16 protein-coding genes and 1 pseudogene are annotated in these 22,276 nt (G+C 74.6%); 13 read left to right on the plus strand and 4 right to left on the minus strand.

Features of this window, described 5'->3' with window-relative positions; genetic code table 11:
* Positions 1–855 carry a helix-turn-helix domain-containing protein gene (locus OG896_RS28240; RefSeq protein ID WP_329369835.1) on the minus strand — a complete coding sequence of 285 codons (855 nt, stop codon included), beginning with the start codon at positions 853–855 and terminating at the stop codon, positions 1–3.
* 429 nt (positions 856–1,284) lie between these two features.
* On the opposite strand from OG896_RS28240, the gene lanKC reads away from it, so the two are divergent.
* The 4 genes and pseudogenes from lanKC to OG896_RS28260 form a co-directional block, all read left to right on the plus strand.
* Positions 1,285–4,302 (plus strand): class III lanthionine synthetase LanKC, encoded by a 3,018-nt coding sequence (gene lanKC, locus OG896_RS28245; protein ID WP_329369837.1) that lies wholly within the window; start codon positions 1,285–1,287, stop codon positions 4,300–4,302.
* 94 nt (positions 4,303–4,396) lie between these two features.
* The gene (locus OG896_RS28250; RefSeq protein ID WP_328463576.1) at positions 4,397–4,516 is read left to right on the plus strand and encodes a SapB/AmfS family lanthipeptide; all 120 of its coding nucleotides are present in this window, start codon (positions 4,397–4,399) and stop codon (positions 4,514–4,516) included.
* A gap of 166 nt (positions 4,517–4,682) precedes the next feature.
* Positions 4,683–6,422, plus strand: a complete 1,740-nt coding sequence (locus OG896_RS28255) for an ABC transporter ATP-binding protein (protein WP_329369840.1) — start codon at positions 4,683–4,685, stop codon at positions 6,420–6,422.
* 20 nt (positions 6,423–6,442) lie between these two features.
* Positions 6,443–7,858 (plus strand): annotated as a pseudogene (locus tag OG896_RS28260) (ATP-binding cassette domain-containing protein); the annotation flags it as partial.
* Positions 7,859–8,248: 390 nt separating this feature from the next.
* Here the strand turns inward: OG896_RS28260 and OG896_RS28265 are convergent.
* Together OG896_RS28265 and OG896_RS28270 are read right to left on the minus strand one after the other, a co-directional pair.
* Complete coding sequence (locus OG896_RS28265; protein ID WP_329369842.1) at positions 8,249–9,169, minus strand: helix-turn-helix transcriptional regulator; 921 nt, start codon at positions 9,167–9,169, stop codon at positions 8,249–8,251.
* A gap of 394 nt (positions 9,170–9,563) precedes the next feature.
* Positions 9,564–10,271 (minus strand): TetR family transcriptional regulator, encoded by a 708-nt coding sequence (locus OG896_RS28270; RefSeq protein WP_329369844.1) that lies wholly within the window; start codon positions 10,269–10,271, stop codon positions 9,564–9,566.
* A 258-nt stretch (positions 10,272–10,529) separates the two neighbouring features.
* Between OG896_RS28270 and OG896_RS28275 the strand changes: the two genes are divergently transcribed.
* Genes OG896_RS28275 through OG896_RS28290 form a run of 4 tightly spaced genes read left to right on the plus strand, consistent with a single transcriptional unit; the run spans position 10,530 to position 14,629 of the window.
* Complete coding sequence (locus OG896_RS28275; RefSeq protein ID WP_329369845.1) at positions 10,530–11,999, plus strand: glycosyltransferase family 4 protein; 1,470 nt, start codon at positions 10,530–10,532, stop codon at positions 11,997–11,999.
* Positions 11,999–12,865 (plus strand): class I SAM-dependent methyltransferase, encoded by an 867-nt coding sequence (locus OG896_RS28280; protein ID WP_329369846.1) that lies wholly within the window; start codon positions 11,999–12,001, stop codon positions 12,863–12,865. Before OG896_RS28275 ends, OG896_RS28280 begins: the two co-directional genes overlap by 1 nt.
* A complete protein-coding gene (locus tag OG896_RS28285) occupies positions 12,862–13,947 on the plus strand; it encodes a prenyltransferase (protein ID WP_443057165.1) in 1,086 nt (361 codons plus the stop codon). The genes OG896_RS28280 and OG896_RS28285 overlap by 4 nt, the downstream gene beginning before the upstream one ends.
* A 34-nt stretch (positions 13,948–13,981) precedes the next feature.
* Complete coding sequence (locus tag OG896_RS28290) at positions 13,982–14,629, plus strand: response regulator transcription factor (protein WP_329369847.1); 648 nt, start codon at positions 13,982–13,984, stop codon at positions 14,627–14,629.
* A gap of 784 nt (positions 14,630–15,413) precedes the next feature.
* Here the strand turns inward: OG896_RS28290 and OG896_RS28295 are convergent.
* Complete coding sequence (locus OG896_RS28295) at positions 15,414–16,856, minus strand: MFS transporter (RefSeq protein WP_329369849.1); 1,443 nt, start codon at positions 16,854–16,856, stop codon at positions 15,414–15,416.
* A gap of 656 nt (positions 16,857–17,512) precedes the next feature.
* Here OG896_RS28295 and OG896_RS28300 point away from each other — a divergent pair.
* The 5 genes from OG896_RS28300 to OG896_RS28320 all read left to right on the plus strand — a co-directional run bounded on the left by OG896_RS28300 (position 17,513) and on the right by OG896_RS28320 (position 22,179).
* Positions 17,513–19,465, plus strand: a complete 1,953-nt coding sequence (locus OG896_RS28300; RefSeq protein WP_329369850.1) for an ATP-binding protein — start codon at positions 17,513–17,515, stop codon at positions 19,463–19,465.
* A gap of 93 nt (positions 19,466–19,558) precedes the next feature.
* Complete coding sequence (locus tag OG896_RS28305) at positions 19,559–19,972, plus strand: roadblock/LC7 domain-containing protein (RefSeq protein WP_329369852.1); 414 nt, start codon at positions 19,559–19,561, stop codon at positions 19,970–19,972.
* On the plus strand, positions 19,969–20,325 hold the full coding sequence (locus tag OG896_RS28310) for a DUF742 domain-containing protein (protein ID WP_328463555.1): 357 nt from the start codon (positions 19,969–19,971) through the stop codon (positions 20,323–20,325). The genes OG896_RS28305 and OG896_RS28310 overlap by 4 nt, the downstream gene beginning before the upstream one ends.
* The gene (locus OG896_RS28315) at positions 20,306–20,914 is read left to right on the plus strand and encodes a GTP-binding protein (RefSeq protein ID WP_328463554.1); all 609 of its coding nucleotides are present in this window, start codon (positions 20,306–20,308) and stop codon (positions 20,912–20,914) included. The genes OG896_RS28310 and OG896_RS28315 overlap by 20 nt, the downstream gene beginning before the upstream one ends.
* Positions 20,911–22,179, plus strand: a complete 1,269-nt coding sequence (locus OG896_RS28320; protein WP_329369855.1) for a cytochrome P450 — start codon at positions 20,911–20,913, stop codon at positions 22,177–22,179. Before OG896_RS28315 ends, OG896_RS28320 begins: the two co-directional genes overlap by 4 nt.
* The last annotated feature ends 97 nt before the right edge of the window (positions 22,180–22,276 follow it).

A 22,276-nucleotide genomic window follows, 5' to 3' on the forward strand; every position in this document is an offset into this window, starting at 1 on the left:
TCAGAGGTCTCGGGAGATGGAGTGCATGAAGTCGCGTGACTTTTCCCGGTCCAGCGCCACCTTCGTGAGGATCTCGAACCGGTTGAGGTAGTTGGCGAGTTGCGTGGCCGCGTGCAGCAGGATCACCCCGTGTGCGGAGTCGATCTGCACGGTGTCCAGCTGGGGGACGGTCCCGCTCGCGTAGAGCATCGCGTGACTGGAGCCGACGTGGCCCTCGGAGGCGAACGGAATGACCCGCACGCTTATCTGCGGCAGCCGGCTCAGCTCCTGGATGTGTTCCAGTTGGGCCTTCGCCACATTCGCCCCGCCGAACCGCATCCGCAGCGCCGCCTCGTGGACCAGTGCTTCGTACGGCGGAGCGGCCTCGCGGTGCAGGACGTTGGCGCGTTCCATCCGGTGGGCGACCCACGCCTCCAACTCGTTGGCGGGCAGCGGGGGGACCGCGTGGCCGACCACGGCCCTGGCGTACGCCTCGGTCTGGAGCAGTCCGGGGATGTGGCTGACCTGGAGCGGGCGCAGGTGGACGGCGTAGTGCTCCATCTCGGAGATGTCGAGCATGCCGGCCGGCACCACCCCGCGGTACGCCTCCCACCAGCCCTTGCGGCCATGGCCGTTGGCCATGCCGACGAGGGCGTCGATCAGCGCGGCGTCTCCGCATTCGTAGAACGCGGCGAGACGTCGTAACCGCTCCTCGCTGACACCGAGCCGACCCGCCTCGATGTGACTGACTTTCGCCGGGTCGGTGCCGAGCAGCCGCGCGGTGTCGCGGGCGGTGATCCCCGCGGCTTCCCGCATCTTCCTCAGCTCCGCGCCTAGGCGCTCCTGACGGGCGGTCGCGGTGCTTCTGAGCGGCATGGTGTCCCTTCTTGGTGCTGGTTCCGAGTGTGCCGTTCCGCTCTCGCGGGGTCCAGATCGTTTCTGGAAATTTCGGCGACAATGTTGCAGTGGTGCACTATTGCCCCATAATGCCTCGGTGGTGTTGCTCCCGCACAGTCAACTCCCTTGCTGAAGTGCTGCGTTGGGCGGGTGTGCCGGTAACGGGAGCGGTCCTGACGCCCCTGTGGCGGGGCTGATCAATGCGGCGGAAGGGTCGGACGAGAAGGCGCGTTCACGCTGGGCGAACACCGAGGGCGTCCGTGAGGGAACGCACGGTGGCGGCCGTATGTCATGTGATCCGGCTGTCCGACATATGCGTTCCGCATGGCGATGAGGTGACAACGGTGACTTCTCCCGATTCCGCTCCCGTGCCAATCTCGGTCCCGTCACCGCGAAAAGGGGGGATCGATGGACAACCGCTACGAGGTCTTCTGCCTCACCGACCCGCACTTCTACGAGAGCCTGGACCGGCTGTCCGCGACGACCGGAAACGGAAACGGGAACGGGGCCGCGAACGGGAACGAGTCCGGGAACGGGTCCGGTTCCGCGAACGGCGCCGGCCCGGGCACCGCCGGCGTACCGCTCTTCGACACCGCGCGGCGCCCCGTCCCCGACGGCTGGCACACCCTCCGCAACGGCGACTGGCTGCACCTCGATCCGCCGGCCGGCGAGCGGGCCTACCCCGCGCAGGGCTGGAAGGTGCACGCCTCGGCCACCCTGGAGTGCGCCGACAAGGTGGCCGCGAAGGTCTGGGACTACTGCGTGCCGCGGAACATCCCGTTCAAGTTCGTGCCCGGGCCGCAGCTGCTGCACCTGCGCAACTCCAAGTACGCCGGCCGCGACACCTCCGGGAAGTTCGTCACGATCTACCCGGCCGACGAGGAAGCGCTGCGGGTGGTGCTCGACGAGCTCGGCGCGCTGCTCGACGGCGAACCGGGACCGTACATCCTTACCGATCTGCGCTGGCGGCAGGGCCCGCTCTACGTCCGCTACGGCGCCTTCGCCAAGCGGTACTGCGTCGGCGGGCGCGGCACGCTGGTGCCGGCGGTCGAGGACGGCGAGGGGCGGCTGGTGCCCGACGACCGGTCGCCGGCCTTCCACGTGCCCGACTGGATCACCCTGCCGGACTTCCTCGCCCCGGAGCTGGCCGCGCGCAACGCCACCACCGTCGGCGACCTGCCGTACCGCATCGAGAAGGCCCTGCACTTCTCCAACGGCGGCGGTGTCTACGCCGGCACCGACACCCGCACCGGCGAGAAGGTCGTGCTCAAGGAGGGCCGCCCGCACGCCGGGCTGGCCTCCGACGGTGCCGACGCCGTCACCCGGCTGCGCCGCGAACGCGACGCGCTGCGGCGGCTGTCCGGACTCGGCGTCGCCCCCGAGATGCGCGACTGGTTCACCGTCGGCGACCACCGCTTCCTGGTGATGGACTTCGTCGAGGGCAAGCCGCTCAACTCCTACTTCGCGCACCGCCATCCGCTGCTGCGCCCCGACCCCGACCCGGCCGACGTCGCCGACTTCACCCGCTGGGCGCTGCGCATCCACGCCGGCGTCGAGGAGGCGGTGGCCGCGGTGCACTCGCGCGGGGTCGTCTTCAACGACCTTCACATGTTCAACATCATGGTCGCGCCCGACGACGAGACGGTGTCCCTGCTGGACTTCGAGGCCGCCGCGCGCGCCACCGACAACGGCCGCCAGGCCGTGGCCCATCCCGGCTTCGTCGCGCCACCCGACCGCCGCGGCACCGCCGTCGACCACTACGCCCTCGCCTGCCTGCGGTTGGCCCTCTTCCTCCCGGTCACCACGCTCTTCGCCATCGACCGCGGCAAGGCCGCGCACCTGGCGGAGGTGATCGGCCGCGAGTTCCCGGTGCCGGACTGGTACCTGGAGGAGGCGGTGGCCGAGATCACGAGGACCGCCGACGACGCGGCGGGCACCCGGAGCGCCGCCGTGGACGGCGCGGGACCCGGCGGAGCGGCCGGCCTCGGGGGAGCGGTGGGCGCCCGGCCGGTCAACGGCACCGACCTCCGCGCGAGTTCACCCTCGCCCGACCTGCACGTGCAGGTGGGGGAGCCCGAGCGCGGCGCCGGCACCGGCCGCGCGGAACCGTCCGGCGCCCCCGGCTCCCGGCGCGCCTCCGGCGACCTCGGCGGAAGCGGCCTGCCCGCGGGCACCCGCCCGGGACCGCCGCGCCGCTACCTGCCCGCCGAGCCGCGCGACTGGATCACCGCACGCGACTCCATGGCCGCGGCGATCCTCGGCTCCGCCACCCCCGACCGCGAGGACCGCCTCTTCCCGGGCGACATCGCGCAGTTCTCCGACGGCGGCGGCCTCGGCATCGCCCACGGCGCCGCCGGCGTGCTGCACGCCTTCGACCAGGTCGGCCTGCCCCGCTACGACGAGGGCGAGCAGTGGCTGCTGGCCCGCACCGCGCACCTGCCGAACGGCACCCCGCTGGGCCTGTACGACGGCGTCGCCGGCGTCGCGTACGTCCTCGAACGGCTCGGCCACACCGAACGCGCCCTCGCCCTGGTCCGCTCCCTGCTCGGCGAGAACTGGCAGCGCCTGTCGTCCGACCTCAGCGGCGGCCTGGCCGGAATCGGCCTGGTGCTCGACCACCTCGCCCATGCCACCGGCGAAACCGACCTGGGCGAGCGGGCGTTGGAGGCCGCCGGGCTCGTCGCCGGACGGATCGCCGCCGAAGCCGAGCAGCTCGAACAGGCGCGACAGGCGCAGGGGTCCGGGTTGTTGCCGCACCAGGCCCAGCAGGGCTCGCAGGCCCAGCAGGGCTCGCAGCGGGGCGGCCCCCCGCGCCGGGCCGGCCTGATGCGCGGCGCCACCGGCCCCGCCCTGCTCTTCCTGCGGCTGTACGAGCGCACCGGCCTGCCCGCGCTGCTCGGCCACGCGGCCCGCGCGCTCGCCCTCGACCTCGACTCCTGCGTGGTCACCGCGAGCGGAAGCCTCGAAGTCGACGAGGGCTGGCGCACCATGCCCTACCTCGGCGGCGGCAGCGCCGGCATCGGACTGGTCCTCGACGACCTGCTCGGCCTGGCCGGCTCCGATGACCTCGACGAGGCGGCCACCGCGCGCTTCGAGCAGGCCAGGACCGGCATCGTCCGGGCGGCCACCGCACGGCTGTACGCGCAGCCCGGGCTCTTCGTCGGCCGGGCCGGGATGATCCTGCACCTGGCCCGCACCACCGCACCGGGCGTCCCCGACGGCGCGCTCGCCGCGCAGATCGACGCGCTCGGCTGGTACGGCATGGCCTACCGCGGCGAACTCGCCTTCCCCGGCAACCAGATGATGCGGCTGTCCATGGACCTCGGCACCGGCACCGCGGGCTGCCTGCTCGCCCTCGGCGCCGCCAACGCGGGCCAGCACCCCACGCCCCGGCTGCCGTTCCTCCCCCCACCGCCCGCGTCCTGAACGCGGGCCCCACGAACCGGTCCGGGCAGCGACCCGGGCCGTGCCTCACCCTGCCGAATTCCTCGGCGACACCAATGGAAAGGAAACACCTGACATGGCCCTTCTCGACCTTCAGGACATGGAGCCCGCCGAGCACGGACACGGCGGCGAGAACGCCAGCTCGCTGAGCCTGCTGAGCTGCGTCAGCACGGTGAGCTTCCTCATCTGCCTGTGACGTCACGGCGGTTCGACCGGTGACCAAGCCCCGCCCCCCGCACCCGGGGGCGGGGCCCCGGCATGCCCGCCCCCGCGCCCGTCCCCGCCTTCGCCTTGGCATCCGTCTTCGCCCCCGCCTCGGCCCCCGCCCACCCGCACGCCGCCCCCCGCCGGAGGAGGAACGCATGGCTGACCCTGACGCGACGCCGCCGCCCCGCGTGGTGCGGCCCGCGACCCGCGGCAGCCGGGCCGCCGTCTGCGCGGTCGCGGTGCTCGCCGGGCTGTCCGTCGGGCTCGGCCTGCTGCTGCCCACCGCGCTCGGGCACGCCGTGGACCAGGTGCTGCGCGGGCGGGGTGGCGGGCGCTGGGTCTGGGGGTGCGCCGCGGTCGTCGCCGGTCAGGTGCTGGTCGGCGCCGCGAGCGACGTGCTCGCGGCCGTCTCCGGTGCCCGGGTCACCGCGGCGGTACGGCGCCGGGCGGTACGCCACGTGCTGGCCGCCCGGGTGACCGGAGGCGGCGACCTGGTGACCCGGCTGGTCAGCAACGCGGCCGACGCAGGCGGCGTGCCGGCCGCCGTCGCGACGCTGCCCGCCGCCATCGGCACCCCGCTCGGCGGCATCGTCGCCCTCTTCCTGACCGACCCGTGGCTGGCCGCGGCCTTCCTGCTCGGCGCCCCGCCCATGGCGCTGCTCGTCCACCGCTTCGCCCGCGCCTCCTCCGACAGCGTCGCCCGCTACCAGGACGCCCAGGGCCGGATCGCCGCCCGCCTGGTCGAGGCGATCGGCGGCGCCCGCACCATCGCCGCCGCCCGCACCGAGGAGCGCGAGGCCGCCCGGGTGCTGCGGCCGCTGCCCGAACTCAGCGCCCAGGGACACCGGATGTGGCGGGTCCAGGGCCGGGCCACCGCGCAGGCGGCCGTCCTCGTACCGCTGCTACAGATCCTCGTCCTCGCGGTCGGCGGACTGCGGCTGGCCCAGGGCGCGTTGACCGTCGGAGGGCTGCTCGCCGCATCCCGCTACGCGCTGCTCGCCACCGGAATCGGCGCGGTGGTCGGGCAGTTGGGCGCCCTCGTACGCGGCCGGGCCGCCGCCCGCCGGATCGCCGGCGTGCTCGCGGTGCCCGCGCCCGCCCACGGCACGGCCCGGCTGCCGCAGGACGGCTCCGGCACGCTCGAAGTGCGGGGCGTCACCGTCACCCGCGGCGGGGAGACCGTCCTGGACCGGCTCGACCTCACCGTGCCCGGCGGCAGTTGCGTCGCCGTCGTCGGGCCGTCCGGCGCGGGCAAGTCCGTGCTGGCCGCACTCGCCGGACGGCTCACCGACCCCGACGAGGGCATCGTCCTGCTCGACGGCCGCCCGCTGTCCACCCTCAGCCGGCTCGAACTGCGCGACGCCGTCGGCTACGCCTTCGAGCGGCCGGTCCTGCTCGGCGACACCCTCGCCGACGCGATCGCCTTCGGGCCAAGGGAGTTGACGACCGAGACGGTCACCGGCGCTGCCCGCGCGGCCGGCGCCGACGGCTTCCTGCGGCGGCTGCCCGACGGTTACGCCACCCCGCGCGCCGCGGCCCCCCTGTCCGGCGGCGAGGTCCAACGCCTGGGCCTGGCACGGGCGTTCGCGCACGGCGGCCGGCTCCTCGTGCTCGACGACGCCACGTCGAGCCTCGACACCGTCACCGAACTCCACGTCGCCCACTCGCTGCTGCACGACCCGCTCGGCCGCACCCGCCTGCTCACCACCCACCGCGCCGCCACCGCCGCCCGCGCCGACCTCGTCGCCTGGCTCGACTCCGGCCGGCTGCGCGCCCTCGCCCCCCACCGCACCCTCTGGCAGGACCCGGCCTACCGCGCCCTGTTCGCGGTGCCGTCCAACGACCCGGGTGGGCCGGTGGCCGCTGTGGCGGTTGGCGGGGAGGGGGAGTTGTGAGCGGGGACGGGGTGGTGCGGATGCGTGGGTATCTGCGGCGGCGGGCGTGGGGGCTGGGGGTGCTGGCCGGTTGGTCGGTGGTGGAGTCGGTGCAGACGTTCGTGGTGGGTTACGCCGTCGCGAAGGCGCTCGATGACGGGTTCCTGCGTGGGCGTGACGCGGCCGGGCTGTGGTGGCTCGCGCTGGCGGCCGTCGCGGTGCCGATCGGCGCGTACGGCACCGCGCGGGTCTTCCGCGGGCTGGCCGGACTGGTCGAGCCGCTGCGGGACACCCTCGTCACGCGGGTGGTGCGCGGCGGGCTGCGGGCCGCGGTGCGCGGGCGCGGCACCGGAGACGGCGCCGTCGTCTCCCGGCTGACCCACCAGGTGGAGATCGCCAGGGACACGTTCGGCGGCCTGGTCCTGGTGCTGCGCTCGTTCGCCTTCACCGCGGCCGGCGCGCTCGCCGGGATGTGCGCGCTCGCCCCCGTGCTGCTGCTGATCGTGCTGCCGCCGCTGGCCGTCGGGGTCGCGCTGTTCGCGGCGGGCCTGCGCCCGCTGGCTCGCCGCCAGCACGCCTACCTCGCCGCCGACGAGGCGCTCGCCGAGGAGTGCGGCGCCCTCGCCGGCGGCCTGCGCGACATCACCGCGTGCGGCGCGGAACCGCTGATGTCCGCCCGCGCCGACGCCCGCACGGAGACCGCGCTGGACACCGCCCGGGCGCTCGCCCGCTGGGGAGTGCTGCGCGCCGCCGCACTCGCCGTCGGCGGTCAACTCCCCGTGCTGCTCCTGCTGGTGGCCGCTCCCTGGCTGATCCGCACCCACCGGCTCACCCCGGGCGACCTGCTGGGCGCGCTCACCTACCTCACCCAGTCCCTGCAACCGGCCCTCCAGAACCTCGTGCACACGCTGGGCGCGGCAGGCACCCGGCTCGGCGTCGTCCTGCGGCGGATCGGCGGCGACGCGGACCCGCTTCCCGCCACGGACCCGGTGGTGGAGCGCCCCGACGCACCCGGCTGCGTGCTGCACCTGCGCGAGGTGACCTTCGGCTACGGGCCCGGCGCGGAACCGGTCCTGCACGAACTGGAGTTGGCGGTCGCGGCGGGCGAACACCTCGCCGTGGTCGGCCCGAGCGGCATCGGCAAGTCCACCCTGGCCGCCCTCGCGGCGGGCCTGCTGCGCCCCGACCGCGGCGACGTGCGGACCGCGGGCCGCCCCGCGCTCGTGCCGCAGGAGGCGTACGTCCTGACCGGGACGGTGCGGGAGAACCTGGCGTACCTGCGGCCCGGGCCGGGCGAGTCGGGGGACCCCGCGGAGCCGGATGCCCCGGGGGAGCCCGGGGACGGTGAACTGCTCGCCGCCGCGGACGTGGTGGGGGCCGGGCCGCTGGTGGCCGCGCTGGGCGGGCTGGACGCCGAGCTCGACCCGGCCCGGCTGTCCTCGGGCGAGCGGCAGTTGATCGCGCTGGCCCGAACGTATCTGTCCCCGGCGGGACTTGTGGTGCTGGACGAGGCGACCTGCCATCTCGACCCGGCCGCCGAGGCCGTCGCCGAGGAGGCGTTCGCCCGCCGGCCGGGCGGGACCCTGGTGGTCATTGCGCACCGGATCAGTTCGGCCCGGCGGGCCGGCCGGGTGCTCGTGCTGGACGGCACGCACGCGGTGTGCGGTACGCACGAGGACCTGCCGGCCCGCTCGGCGCTCTACCGGGACCTGGTGGGCGGCTGGTCCGAAGCCGAAGCCGAAGCCGAAGCCGAAGCCGACACCGAAGCCGAGCCCGAGCGTGGCGTTGACGTCGAGTCCGACGCCGCCGCGGCGGCCGATCCCCGGGGCGCGGCCGCCGCGGCCTCCTCACACCCAGCCGGCGACCTGCGAGATGCGGATCGCGTCCACCCGGTTGCGGGCCCCCGTCTTCCGGGTGATCGCGGCGAGGTAGTTGCGCACGGTGCCGTCGGACAGGTGCAGCCGGTGCGCGATCTCGGTGACCGGGGCGCCCTCGGCGCTCAGTGACAGCACGCTCAACTCCCGCCGGGTCAAAGGCATCTCGGCCGCGTGCAGGAACTCCACCGCGAGCGACTCGTCGACGAACCGTTTCCCCTGGGCGGCCTGGCGGACGGCGGTGGGCAGCCGGTCGGCCGACCGGTCCTTGTTCACGAAGCCCAGGGCGTGTGCCTCATGGGCCCGGCGCAGGTCGCCCGGCTTGCCCGCCCCGGTGAGCACGACCAGCGCGCACCGGGCGCGGGTGAGCCCGCTGCCGGGGCCGACGGTGGCCGTGCCGTGCGTGGTGGGGTGGACCGGGCCGGACAGGCCGCTACCCCCGCTACTGGTGCCCCCGGCGCCGATGTTCCCCGAACCGCCCCCCGAACTACCGCCGTTCACCGGTCGGCCTCCTCCCCGCGCCCCCGACCCGCCGACGCCGCCCGCCCCCGAGCCGCCGCCGGACCTGGACCCGAGGCCCGCCCCCGTTCCGGCGCCCGTGCCGAAGCCCGCGCCTCGCGCACCGCCCCTGCCGTGGACGGCGCTCGCGCCCGCGGTGGCGCGGCCCGGTCTGCCGAGCGCGCCGCTGAGCGGCCCGCCCGCTCCGCCGATGTGCCGCCGCCACCCCGTACAGTCCGCGTCGACCACGCAGACGTCCGGCCGTAAGTCCCGCGCGGACTCGGCCAGGCGCGGCCAGGCCGTGTCCGTCACCTCGAAGTCCGCCTCCCGGCCCAGCAGAGCCGCCAGTGCGGAGCGCAGCAGGCAGGTGTCATGGGCCACCAGTACACGTATCACCGGGCATTCCCCTCGCGTGGTCGCTTCGGTGCGCCGCCCTCGATCCCCCTGCGGGTGATGTCCGCGACCCCCGGGACGAACGCGAACCCATTCATACCCGGCGGATCACCCCGTGCGGGTGAACTTCACCTCCTGCCGGGTGCAGAGATGGAGTGGTGGGAGGCGCCAGGAGCGCGCGGTGCGCGGACGCGCGCCCTCTCATCGGAGTAATTCACCGTAGTCGAGCTGATACCGAACGTAGCAACGTGGTAGTGGTGCGCGCGGGGGCGTGGAGCGGTGGCCCGGAGCGGTGGCCCGGAGGTGTTGGCGGCCGTCCGCCGTCCGCCCCGGGGGCGCCGCCTTGCCGACCGTGCGGGAAGCCGTCGTGCGGTCGATCCGGGGCGCCGCGGTGTCGTCAGTTCGGCGTCGCCGCCATGTCGAGGAGGCCGCAGGCCGTGCGGATGTCCTCCGTCACCTCGGCGACCGAGGCACGGCCCGAGATCCAGCCGACCAGGGCCGCGTGCCAGGTGTGCTCGATCACCCGGACGGCCGAGAGCAGCTCGGCCGGGAGTTCGGCCGGAAGTCCGGCCGGGAGCCCGGCCGGGAGCCCGGCCGCCGGGTGCGCCCCGCCCGCGCCGGGTTCCCCGGTGCCGTCCCCGCCCGGCTGCGGCGTCCCCGGTCGGCCCATCGCCTCCACGATGATCGAGGTGGTCAGCCGGGACACCGTGTCGACCTGGGCGCGTACCGAGCGGTCGGCGAAGATCATCGCCCGGAACATCGCGTCGGCGATCAGTGGCTCGCGCTGGAGCGCGCGGAAGGCCCGCAGCAGGGTGTCGGCGACGCGGTCGCCCGGAGCGGACGCGGACGGCGGGCGGGTGCGCAGCGCCGTCTGCAACTGGCCGAGCTGGTCCTCCATGACCGCCACCAACAGGTGGATCTTGGACGGGAAGTAGCGGTAGAGGGTGCCCAGGGCGACCTCGGACAGCTCGGCGACCTCCCGCATCTGCACCGCGTCGAAGCCGCCGCCGCAGGCCAGCTCGGTGCTGGCGGCGAGGATGCGGTTGCGCCGGGCCTCCTGCCGCGCGGTCAGAGCCGAGGCCGGTGGTCTGGGGTGTGCGCTCATCCGTACTGTCCTCTGCCGTGCCGGTGTCGTACCTGTGCCGTACCTCGGGGTGGTGCCTGCGGGGGTGCCGTCGGCCTGCCGGCGCGGGTCCGGGCGGGAGCCGGTTCGCGTGCCGCGCGCCCCGGCTCATGGTGTGTGCATGATGGCAGCCGGGTGCGAGGGGCCGAACCCGCCCCCTGTACGATCCAGTCTGAAACTTGTTCTAGATTAGCGCGACCGGTTACGCTCCGGCCCAATCGCAGCGAGAAGGGAGCCGGAGTGACCTCTCAGTCCGGGCCACTGCGGATCGCGCTGCTGAGCTACAAGGGCAATCCGTTCTGCGGCGGCCAGGGTGTGTACGTCCGGCACCTGTCCCGCGAACTGGCCGCGCTCGGCCACCGCGTCGAGGTGATCGGCGCGCAGCCCTATCCCGTACTGGACGCGCTCGGCGAGGGCGTCACCCTCACCGAGCTGCCCAGCCTGGACCTGTACCGGCAGCCCGATCCGTTCCGCACCCCGCGCCTGGCGGAGTACCGCGACTGGGTCGACGCGCTGGAGGTCGGCACGATGTGGACCGGCGGCTTCCCGGAGCCGCTGACGTTCAGCCTGCGGGCACGGCGCCATCTCGCCGCCCGCCGGACCGACTTCGACGTGGTGCACGACAACCAGACGCTCGGGTACGGCCTGCTCGGCCTCGGCCTGCCGCTGGTCACCACCATCCACCACCCCATCACCGTCGACCGCCGCCTGGAGTTGGCGGCCGCGGCCGACCGCCGCAAGCGGCTGTCGGTACGCCGCTGGTACGGCTTCACCCGCATGCAGAAGCGGGTGGCCCGGCGGCTGCCGTCCGTGCTGACCGTCTCCGGCTCCTCGCGCCAGGAGATCGTCGCCGACCTCGGGGTGCGGCCCGACCGGGTGCACACCGTGCCGATCGGCGCGGACGCCCGGCTGTTCGCCCCCGACCCGTCGGTGCCCGAGGTGCCCGGGCGGATCGTCACCACCTCCAGCGCGGACGTGCCGCTCAAGGGCCTGGTCTTCCTCGTCGAGGCGCTGGCGAAGGTCCGCACCCAGCGGCCCGAGGCGCACCTCGTGGTGGTCGGCAAACGGCCCGAACAGGGGCCGGTGGCCCGCGCGATCGCCGACTTCGGGCTCGCCGACGCGGTCGAGTTCGTCAAGGGGATCAGCGACGCCGAGCTGGTCGACCTGATCCGCGGCGCCGAGGTCGCCTGCGTGCCGTCGCTGTACGAGGGCTTCTCGCTGCCGGCCGCCGAAGCGATGGCCACGGGCACGCCGCTGGTGGCCACCACCGGCGGCGCGATACCGGAGGTGGCCGGACCGGACAACGAGACCTGCCTCGCGGTGCCGCCCGGCGACCCGGGCGCGCTCGCCGTCGCGCTCGAACGGCTGCTGGGCGACGCGGAGTTGCGGGCGCGGCTCGGCGCGGCGGGGCGGGCGCGGGTGCTCGCCCGGTTCACCTGGACGCGGGCGGCCGAGGCCACCGCCGAGCTGTACCGCGCGGCGATCGCGGCGCATCCCGGGCCGGTACGGGTACGCGCGCCGGGTACGGCCGGCGCCGGTACGGGCCTGGCGGCCGCGGGTGCCGGCGGACACGGCGGTGGCGCGGGCGCCGGACACCCCGACGCCCCCGAAGAACCTGAAGCCGTCACACCCGCCGGAGCCGACCAGACACCGGGGGACGGCCACCCCAAGACCGCACATCCGGGAAACCCCGTGGGGAGCAATCGCTGATGCTGACCGTCGACTTCACCCGTTTCCCGCTCGCCGCGGGCGACCGCGTCCTCGACCTCGGGTGCGGGGCCGGGCGGCACGCCTTCGAGTGCTACCGGCGCGGCGCGCAGGTCGTCGCGCTGGACCGCAACGGCGAGGAGATCCGCGAGGTCGCCAAGTGGTTCGCGGCGATGCGGGAGGCCGGGGAGGCCCCGGCGGGCGCGTCGGCGCTGGCGATGGAGGGCGACGCGCTCCAACTCCCGTTCCCCGACGAGAGCTTCGACGTTGTGATCATCTCCGAGGTGATGGAGCACATCCCCGACGACAAGGGCGTGCTCGCCGAGATGGTCCGGGTGCTGCGGCCCGGCGGCCGGATCGCCGTCACGGTGCCGCGCTACGGCCCGGAGAAGATCTGCTGGGCGCTGTCCGACGCCTACCACGAGGTCGAGGGCGGCCACATCCGCATCTACAAGGGCGACCAACTCCTCGACCGGATGCGGGAGGCGGGCCTGAAACCGTACGGCACCCATCACGCGCACGGGCTGCACGCGCCCTACTGGTGGATCAAGTGCGCGGTCGGCGTGGACAACGACCAGGCGCTGCCGGTGAAGCTGTACCACAAGCTGCTGGTGTGGGACATCATGAAGAAGCCGCTGGCCACCCGGCTCGCGGACCAGGTGCTCAACCCGGTGGTCGGCAAGAGTTTCGTGGCCTACGCGACGAAGCCGCGGCTGCCCGAGCAGGCGGTGCGCCCGGCGCGGTCGGGCGCGGCCGGTGCGTCAGACGCGTCCGCTGGGTCCGGGGAGTCCGGTGGGTCCGGTGGGTCCGGTGGGTCCGCCGAACTCGCGGGCGAGACGGTCGGGTTCGCCGCGGACCGCGCCAAGTGACCTCGCCCAGCCTCGGGGGGCAGGGCCGCCGCACCGACCGCCTGGTGCTGCCCGGAGTCCTCACCGCCGAGCAGGCCGAGCAGACCGTCGCCGCCATGGCCGCGGCGCAGCGTGCGGACGGGGCGATCCCGTGGTTCCGCGGCCATCACCTCGACCCGTGGGACCACACCGAGGTGGCGATGGCCCTGGACGCGGCCGGCGAACACGACCGCGCGGAGGCCGCTTACGACTGGCTGGCCCGGCACCAGAACCCCGACGGCTCCTGGTACGCCGCCTACCACGACGGCAGCGCCGACCACCCCACCGACCTCGGCCGCGAGTCCAACTTCTGCGCCTACGTGGCCGTCGGCGCCTGGCACCACTACCTCGCCACCGGCGACGACGCGTTCATCGACCGGATCTGGCCGACCGTGCACGCGGCCGTCGAGTACGTCCTCGCGCTCCAGCGGCCCGGCGGCCAGATCGGCTGGAAGCGCGACGCCGACGGCACCGCCGTGAAGGACGCGCTGCTCACCGGGAGTTCCTCGATCCACCAGGCGCTGCGCTGCGCCCTGGCCATCGCCGAGCACCGCGAAGAGCCGCAGCCGGACTGGGAGTTGTCGGCGGGCACGCTCGGCCACGCGGTGCGCCGGCACCCCGAGCGGTTCCTCGACAAGTCCCGCTACTCCATGGACTGGTACTACCCGGTCCTCACCGGCACCCTGCGCGGGCCCGCGGCCCTCGACCGTATCGACGCCGGCTGGTCCCGGTTCGTGGTGCCCGGGCTCGGTGTCCGCTGCGTCGACCCCAACCCGTGGGTCACCGGTGGCGAGTCCGCCGAACTCGCCCTCGCGCTCTGGGCGATCGGCCAGTCCGACCGTGCGATCGGGGTCCTCGCGGACATCCAGCACCTGCGCGCCGACGACGGCCTCTACTGGACCGGCTACGTCTTCGCCGACCGCGCGGTCTGGCCCGCCGAACGCACCACCTGGACCGCCGCGGCCCTCCTCCTCGCCGTCGCCGCGCTCTGCGGCGACACCGCGACCGCTGCCGTGTTCTCCACCGACGACCTCCCGACCACCCTCCCGTCCCCCTGCTGCTGAACCCCTCCGGGCGGCCACGCCCTAGGCTGGGCGGATGAGTGAAGCGAGCGGTGGGCGGGGGGAGCGGGGGGAGCAGCCCGTACGCGTGCTTCTCGCCGAGGACCAGGGGATGATGCGGGGGGCGCTGGCGCTGCTGCTGAACCTGGAGGACGACATCGAGGTCGTCGCGCAGGTGGAGGCGGGGGACCGGATCGTGGCCGAGGCGCTGGACGCGCGGCCGGACATCGCGCTGCTGGACATCGAGTTGCCCGGGCGCAGCGGGCTGGACGCGGCCGCGGAGTTGCGGGAGAAGCTGCCGTCGTGCCGGGTGCTGATCCTCACGACGTTCGGCCGCCCCGGTTACCTGCGGCGGGCGATGGAGGCGGGTGCGGCCGGGTTCCTCGTGAAGGACGGGCCGGTCGAGCAGCTCGCCGACGCGATCCGCAAGGTGCTGCGCGGGGAGCGGGTGATCGACCCCGCGCTGGCGGCGGCCGCGCTCAGCGCGGGGCCCAGCCCGCTGACCCCTCGCGAGCAGGACGTGCTCAACGCCGCGGCCGACGGTGCGACCGTCGCGGACATCGCCCAGCGCGTCTTCCTCTCCGAGTCCACCGTGCGGAATTACCTCTCCGCGGCCATCGGCAAGACGGGGACCCGCAACCGCATCGAAGCGGTGCGCTGCGCTCGGCAGAACGGTTGGCTCTAGCTCGCCCCTCCCCGGGCGTCGCCCCTCGCCCTCCCCGGAGCGGGGGCCCTTCGCGGGCGGCGGTTCCTTCCAGGGGCGCGGGGAACTGCGCGGCCAGCCACAGCGGTGGTGCGCTGGGCCCGCCGGCCCTGCCCCCGCGGCGAGTTCGCCGGACCACCGGCCGGTGGTGGGTTGCGCGCGCAGTTCCCCGCGCCCCTGATGGTGAACGTGTTCCGTGGGGGTGCCCGCGTCGGCGGGGGTGGGCATCGCACCCACAGTGCTGGTGTGCTGGGCCCGCCGGCCCTGCCCCTGCGGCGGGTTTGCCGGACCACCGGCTGGTGGTGGGTTGCGCGCGCAGTTCCCCGCGCCCCTGGGGTGATCGTGTTCCGTGGGGGTGCCCGCGTCGGCGGGGGTGGGTGCCCCTGGGGGCGCGGGGAACTGCGCGGCCAGCCACAGCGGTGGTGTGCTGGGCCCGCCGGCCCTGCCCCTGCGGCGGGTTTGCCGGACCACCGGCCGGTGGCCGGTTGCGCGCGCAGTTCCCCGCGCCCCTGATGGTGAACGTGTTCCGTGGGGGTGCCCGCGTCGGCGGGGGTGGTGAACGTGGTCTGTGAGGGTGCCCGCGCTGGCGGGGGTGGTGAACGTGGTCTGTGAGGGTGCCCGCGCTGGCGGGGGTGGTGAACGTGGTCTGTGAGGGTGCCCGCGCTGGCGGGGGTGGGGAACGTGGGCCGTGGGGGTGACCGCGTCCGCGGGGGTGGGGAACGTGGGCCGTGGGGGCACCCCGGGGCGGCTGGGCACTCCGCAGGAGCTACGCCGGTTTGGGGGTCGGGTTGGGGAGGAGGGCGATCAGGGCCGTGCCGACCGCGAGGAACCCCGCGGCGATGAGGAACGCGAGACCGTACCCCGCGGTGAGCGCGTGCGCGGCGTCCGCTCCGTGCTCGCCGCGGGTGGACGCGCGGTCGGCGGCGGCCGTCGCGAGGATGGTGAGCCCGAGCGCGCCGCCGAGTTGCCGTGAGGTGTTGAGCAGGCCGGAGACGATGCCCTGTTCGCTCATGGCGACCCCGGAGGTGGCCGCCGCGGCGATCGGCGTCATCAGCAGCCCCGCCCCGAACATCGTGACCACGCCCGGCCCGAGGATGGTCCCGGCGAAGCCGCCGTGCACGGTGAGCGTGCTCTGCCAGGCCAGACCGACCGCCGAGAGCGCGCCGCCGGCCGCGCCGACCAGTCGCGCGTCGACCCGTCCCATCAGACGAGGCGCGAGCTTGGAGCCGATGATGATGGCGACGGTGTGCGGGAGGAACGACACCCCGGCCCGTACCGGGCTGTAGTGCAGCACGTTCTGCATGTAGAGGGAGAGGAAGTACCAGGTCCCGAAGGTCGCCGCGCCGCACCCGAGCAGCACGGTGTTCGCCGCGGACACCGACCGCACCCGGAACAGCCGCAGCGGCATGAGCGGCGCCGCCGTACGCGCCTCGACCAGCGTGAACGCCGCGAGCAGCACGGCGCCGGCGACCAGCGGCAGCAGCGAGCGCGTCGAGGTCCAGCCGTGCGACTCGCTCTGCGCGATGCCGTACGCCAGCCCGGCCACGCCCGCGGTGACCAGGACCGCGCCCGGGATGTCGAGCCGGCGGGCCCGGTCGGCGCGGCTCTCGGTCAGGCACAGCGCGGCGCCCACCAGCACCAGCGCGCCCACCGGCACGTTGACCAGCAGCACCCAGCGCCAGGACAGGTAGTCGGTGAGCAGCCCGCCGACCAGGCCGCCGGCCGCCCCGCCGCCGGCGCCGACCGCCGTCCACGTGCCGATCGCCCGGGTGCGCTCGGAACCCTCGGGGAAGGACGTGGTGAGGATGGACAGCGTGGTCGGGGCGAGCACCGCCGCGCCGAGGCCCTGCACCGCGCGGGCGCTGATCAGCATCCAGCTGTCCTGCGCGAGGCCGCCGGCCAGGCTCGCCGCGGTGAACAGGCCCAGCCCGACCAGGAAGGTGCGCTTGCGGCCGAAGAGGTCGGCGGCCCGGCCGCCCAGCAGCAGGAAACCGGCGAAGGTCAGGGCGTACGCGTTCACCACCCACTGCTGGCCGCTGTCGCTGAGGCGCAGCGCCGTACGCATCGACGGCAGGGCCACGTTGACCACCGAGACGTCGAGCACGACCAGGAACTGGCCCGCGCAGACCGCCGCGAGCACCGCCCATGCGGGAGGCGCGGTACGGCGGGTGCGGGAGGCGGGCGCGCGCCGCCCCAGGAGTTCGCTCATACGACCATCCTCTCGGTTGGCCCGCCGCCGGGCATCGGGATTTCGACCTACCCGGGACCTACGCCCCCGGTCGGCCCCGAGGCGGACCTCCGCCGTCGCCGTCGCCTCCGGCATCCGCCCGCCGTCGCCCCCAACACCCCACCCCCCAAAGGCCGCCGCGGGAATTCCCGCCCCGGAAATCCGCCCGGTCGCGATAATCACCACTCCGCGATAATCCGGAAGGCACAAGATCCGATCGGAACCGTCACCCCGCGCGGCCCTATCGCACCCCGCTGATATCCGGAGCCGCTTCACCGAAAACGTCGCCCGAACGAGCGACTTCCGGGCCGGAGTGGCAGTCACCGGAGGCCGGCGGACCATCATGTACGCTGGCCCACGCCGAAGTTAAGGTGCGCCCGGCGCGGGGTCGACCACGGATCAGCAATGGCATGGATCGTCCGGGAACCCTCATGCGAATACGGGCTTCGACGGGTGGGCGTCGTCACCGATTTCCCGCTCCGACCACTGATATCGCCCCCGAAAACCCGCGGGCGGTACGCAGATCGCCTCGGCCGGTCGCGGTGCCGGTGGATTACCGGCCCGCTTACCGGTCCGCACCGCGCATTCCGCTTCCCTGGCTCCTCGCCGTGCCTCCAACCGATCACGAGGACCGATAGATGTCAGATCGTTCACCCGCCGGCCGGGCGGCCGGCACGCGCTCGCTCCCCGGAACCCCGGCCCTCGCCCTCGGGGCGGTGGTGGTCTGCGGGCTGGCCTGTGCCGGACTCGCCCTGGGCGGCCCGCGGGACGCGCGGACCTGGGTGCAGGCGGTCGCGATCGGCTACGGCGTGCTGCTGGTGGCGGCCGTCACGTGGGCCGGGAGCATGGCGCACCGCGGCCGGGCCGCGGCCGCCCGGCTCGCCGACGCCGACAGCAGGACCGCCGAACTGCGCCGCCGGATCGCCCAGTCGGACGCGTACATCGACGGGCACCAGCGGCGGGTGGCGCAGATGGCCGCCGAGGCGGACGCGGTGGGCGCCGAACTGATCGCGGCGCGGGCGGAGTCGGAGCGGCTGCGGGGCCGCCTGGAGGAACTGGGCGCCGACGCGGCCGTGTTGGTGGAGCAGGCGATCCCGGAGATGGTCGGCCGGCTCGGCGCGGGCGCCTCCGCGGGCACCGCGCTGGCCGGCGCGCCCGCACTCGCCGACCCGCGGCACCGCCGGGTCCTGGAGGTCTTCACCGGCGAACTCGCCAACGGCTCACGGCTGCGCGCGGCCACCCTCGCGGCGTGCGCCAACGCCGCGAGCCGGGTCCAGGCGCTGACCACGACGATGATGGCCGACCTGCGCGAGATGGAGAACCGTTACGACCAGGAGGTTCTCGGCGATCTGCTCAAGCTGGACCACGCCACCGCCCAGACCGGACGGCTGGCCGACAGCATCGCGGTGCTCACCGGCGGCCGGTCCGGGCGGCGCTGGACGAAGCCGATCGTGATGGAGAGCATCCTGCGCGGCGCGATCGGCCGGATCAGCGCCTACCAGCGGGTCCGGCTGCACTCGACGAGCAAGGCCGCGGTCGTCGGCCACGCGGCCGAGGGCGTCATGCACGCGCTCGCCGAACTCTTCGACAACGCCACCCGGTTCTCGCCCCCGACCGAGACCGTGCACATCTACGTCGAGGAACTGACCACCGGCGTCGTGATCACCGTCGAGGACGCGGGCCTGGTGATGAGCCCGCCGGCGCTGCGCCGCGCGCAGCACGCCGTCTCGCACGACCCGCTGCGGCTCGGCACCCTGTCCGGCACCCGGCTCGGCCTCGCGGTGGTCGGCGGTGTGGCCGGGAAGTACGGGCTGACCGTCAACTTCCGGCCCTCCTCGCGGGGCGGCACCGGCGTGCTGCTGCTCATCCCGCAGCACCTGATCACGCGGCCGCGGGAAGACCCGGAAGGGTCCGCGGCGCCCCGGCAGTCGGGCGAGCCGCGGACGGGCGCGCCCGCCGGGAGCGGTCCTGCCGCGTCCGGCGAACCCGTGATCGGGCCCGGCGGGCTGCCGATGCGGCAGGCAGGGCAGGCCGCCCGCGGCACACGGACCGTGCCCGCGCCGGCCGCGCCCGCCGAGGGGAGCGCCTGGTCCGCCCCGCCGCCCGGCGCCACGGCGACCGTTTCCACGGCCAGGCCCGCACCCACGGTCTCGCCCGCGTACGATCCCGCGCCCGCGCCCACGCCCACGTACGATCCCGCGCCCGCGTACGAGTCGAGGCCCGCGTCGGCCCCCGACCCCGAGTCCGCGCGCGAACCCGCCCCCGACACCCCGCCCCCCGCCCCCGACACCCCGCCCCCCGCCGACGGCACCGGCGACGACCTGTTCGTCCTGCCCAAGCGGGTCCGCGGCCGTACCCTCGCCGACGCCGACCACCCCATGCCCGCGCAGGCGCCGTCGGCCGAACCCCGGCCCGCCACCGGCGACATGGGCGCCCGCTTCGGCGCGTTCGTCGCTGCGGGCAAACGCCAGCGCGAGCAGGCCGCCCGTGGCCGCGCCGCCGCGCCCGAGGACGTACGGCCGCAGGCGCCGCGACCCGGCTCGCGTGACGCGCGGCGGGACACGCCGCAGGACGACGCCCCTTCGCCGTAAAGACGTGGCAGCCACGCCCGAACCCCCGTCAGGACGACAGATTGGAGGAAGGGGCCCGCGACCCGGAGCAGTGCCGGGCGGACCCCCACCGCGATGCAGACCACCGATCGCAACCTGGACTGGTTGCTGGACAGCCTCTTGGAGCGCACCCCCGGTAGCCGGTACGCCCTCGTGCTCTCCCGGGACGGCCTCAAGATGAGCCGCTCCGCGAGCCTGAACGTCGACCAGGCCGACCAGCTCGCCGCCATCGCGTCGGGCATCCAGAGCCTGTCGCACGGCGCGTCCGTGGAGTTCGGGGACGGCAGTGGCGGCGTGCGCCAGTCGATGACCGAGTTCCACGGCGGACTGCTGGTGATCGTGGAGGCCGGCGAGGGCGCGCACCTCGCCGTGGTGGCCGCGCAGGACGCCGACGCCGGGATGATCGGCCACAACACCAGCGAACTGGTGGAGCAGTTGGGCGACTACCTGACCGCGCCGCCGCGAAGGCCCGGTGAGGACTCCGTATGACGCGCGGGTCCGTCGCAGGCGAGAACCCGGACCGGCTCTACACCGTCACCGGGGGCCGCAGCCGTGCCGACGACGCGCGGCTGGACCTGGTCGCCCTCATCGTCAGCGAGTCGCAGCCGTCGGCCGGCATGCAGTCCGAGCACGTCGCCATCCTGCGGATCTGCCGCACGCCGACGGCGGTCGTGGAGCTCTCGGCCGACCTGCGGCTGCCGGTGAGCGTGGTGCGCATCCTGCTGGCCGACCTCCTCGACGCCGGCAAGGTCACCGCCCGCCACCCCCGCACGTCGGCGGGCGCCAAGCTGCCCGACTCCGCACTCCTGAAGGAGGTGCTCGTTGGACTCCGCAGGCTCTGAACCGTTCGCGCGTGCGCCGCTGGCCGACACCGCGGACGACGGACTGAAGATCGTCATCGTGGGCGGGTTCGGCGTCGGGAAGACCACCATGGTCCGCTCGGTCAGCGAGATCCGCCCGCTGAACACCGAGGAGACGATGACCCAGGCCGGCGTCGGCATCGACGAGACCACCGGTGTGGACGGCAAGGTCACCACCACGGTCGCCTTCGACTTCGGCCGGATCAGCCTCAACGAGCGGATGGTGCTGTACCTGTTCGGCGCCCCCGGCCAGGAGCGGTTCTGGTTCCTGTGGGACCGGCTCTTCTCCGGCACGCTAGGCGCCGTGGTGCTGGTGGACCCGCGCCGGGTCGCCGACTCCTGGTACGCCATCGACCGGTTGGAGCACCACGGCCTGCCGTTCGTGGTGGCCCGCAACAACTTCGGGCCGCCGCTGCACACCCTGGACCAGATACGGGACGCCCTCACCCTCGACGACGCCGTCCCGCTGATCGACTGCGACGCGCGCGACCGGGAGTCCGGCAAGACCGTCCTGATCACGCTCGTCGACCACCTCTACGCCCTGTCCCGTGCCCAGGAGATGGCCCTGTGACCGACCACGCCCCTGCGGGTCCCGTGCTGTCCGCACCGCCCGCGCACTGCCCGGCCCGACCCGGCGCGGTGGCGCTGGGCGGCCTGGAGTTCCAGCAGACCCCGGCCCAGCTCTACCTGCAACTGCGCCGCGCGCACGGCCCGGTGGCGCCCGTGCTGCTCGACGGCGGCGTGCCCGCCTGGCTGGTGCTCGGCTACCGCGAACTGCACTACGTCACCACCAACGACGAGCTGTTCGCCCGCGACTCGCGCCGCTGGAACCAGTGGGAGGCCATCCCGGCGGACTGGCCGCTGCTGCCCTACGTGGGCTACCAGCCGTCCGTGCTCTTCGCCGAGGGCGCCGAGCACCGGCGGCGGTCCGGGGTGATCAGCGACGCGCTCGCCGAAGTGGACCAGTTCGAGCTGAAACGCCACTGCGAGGAGGTCGCCGACCGGCTGATCAACGGCTTCGCCGGCCGCGGCCGCGCGGACCTGATGGCCGACTACGCCCACCGGCTGCCGCTGCTGGCGGCGATCTGGATGTGCGGGCTGCCCGAGTCCCAGACCGCCGACATGGTGCGCGACCTGACCCTGTCGCTGGACGCGGCCGAGGGCGAGGACCCGGTGGCGGCCTACCTGCGGGTCCAGCAGCGGGTCCAGGCCCTGCTGGACAGCAGGCGCGTGGTGCCGGGGCCGGACGTGACCTCCCGGATGCTCGCCCACCCGGCCGGGCTCGCGGACATGGAGATCGTCCAGGACCTGATCTCCGTGATCGCCGCCGCCCAGCAGCCGACCGCGAACTGGATCGGCAACACCCTGCGGCTGATGCTCATCGACGACCGGTTCGCCGTCACCCTGTCCGGCGGCCGCGGCAGCGCCGGCCAGGCGCTCAACGAGGTGCTGTGGGAGGACACCCCGACGCAGAACTTCATCGGCCGGTGGGCCACCCGGGACACGCAGTTGGGCGGCCGGCAGATCCGGCAGGGCGACTGCGTGGTGCTCGGGCTGGCCGCGGCCAACACCGACCCCGAGGTGCGGCCCGACGGGCACGCCGGCACCGGCGGCAACAGCGCGCACGTCTCCTTCAGCCACGGCGAGCACCGCTGCCCCTACCCGGCACCGGAGTTGGCCGAGGCGATCGCCGGCACCGCGGTGGAGGTGCTGCTCGACCGGCTGCCCGACGTGGAGTTGTCGGTGCGGCCGGAGGAGCTGGCCTGGCGGCCGTCGATCTGGATGCGCGGCCTGGACGTGCTGCCCGTCCACTTCACCTCGGCGTACGTCGGTTGAGCGGCGCACGCCGGACGAGCCGCTGATGTCGGCTGAGCCGCTGATGTCGCCAGGGCGGCCGGTGCCGGCTGAGCGGCCTATGTCGGACGGGCCGCCG

It is taken from the genome of Streptomyces sp. NBC_00669 (genome assembly GCF_036226785.1).
Taxonomy (GTDB): Bacteria; Actinomycetota; Actinomycetes; order Streptomycetales; family Streptomycetaceae; genus Actinacidiphila.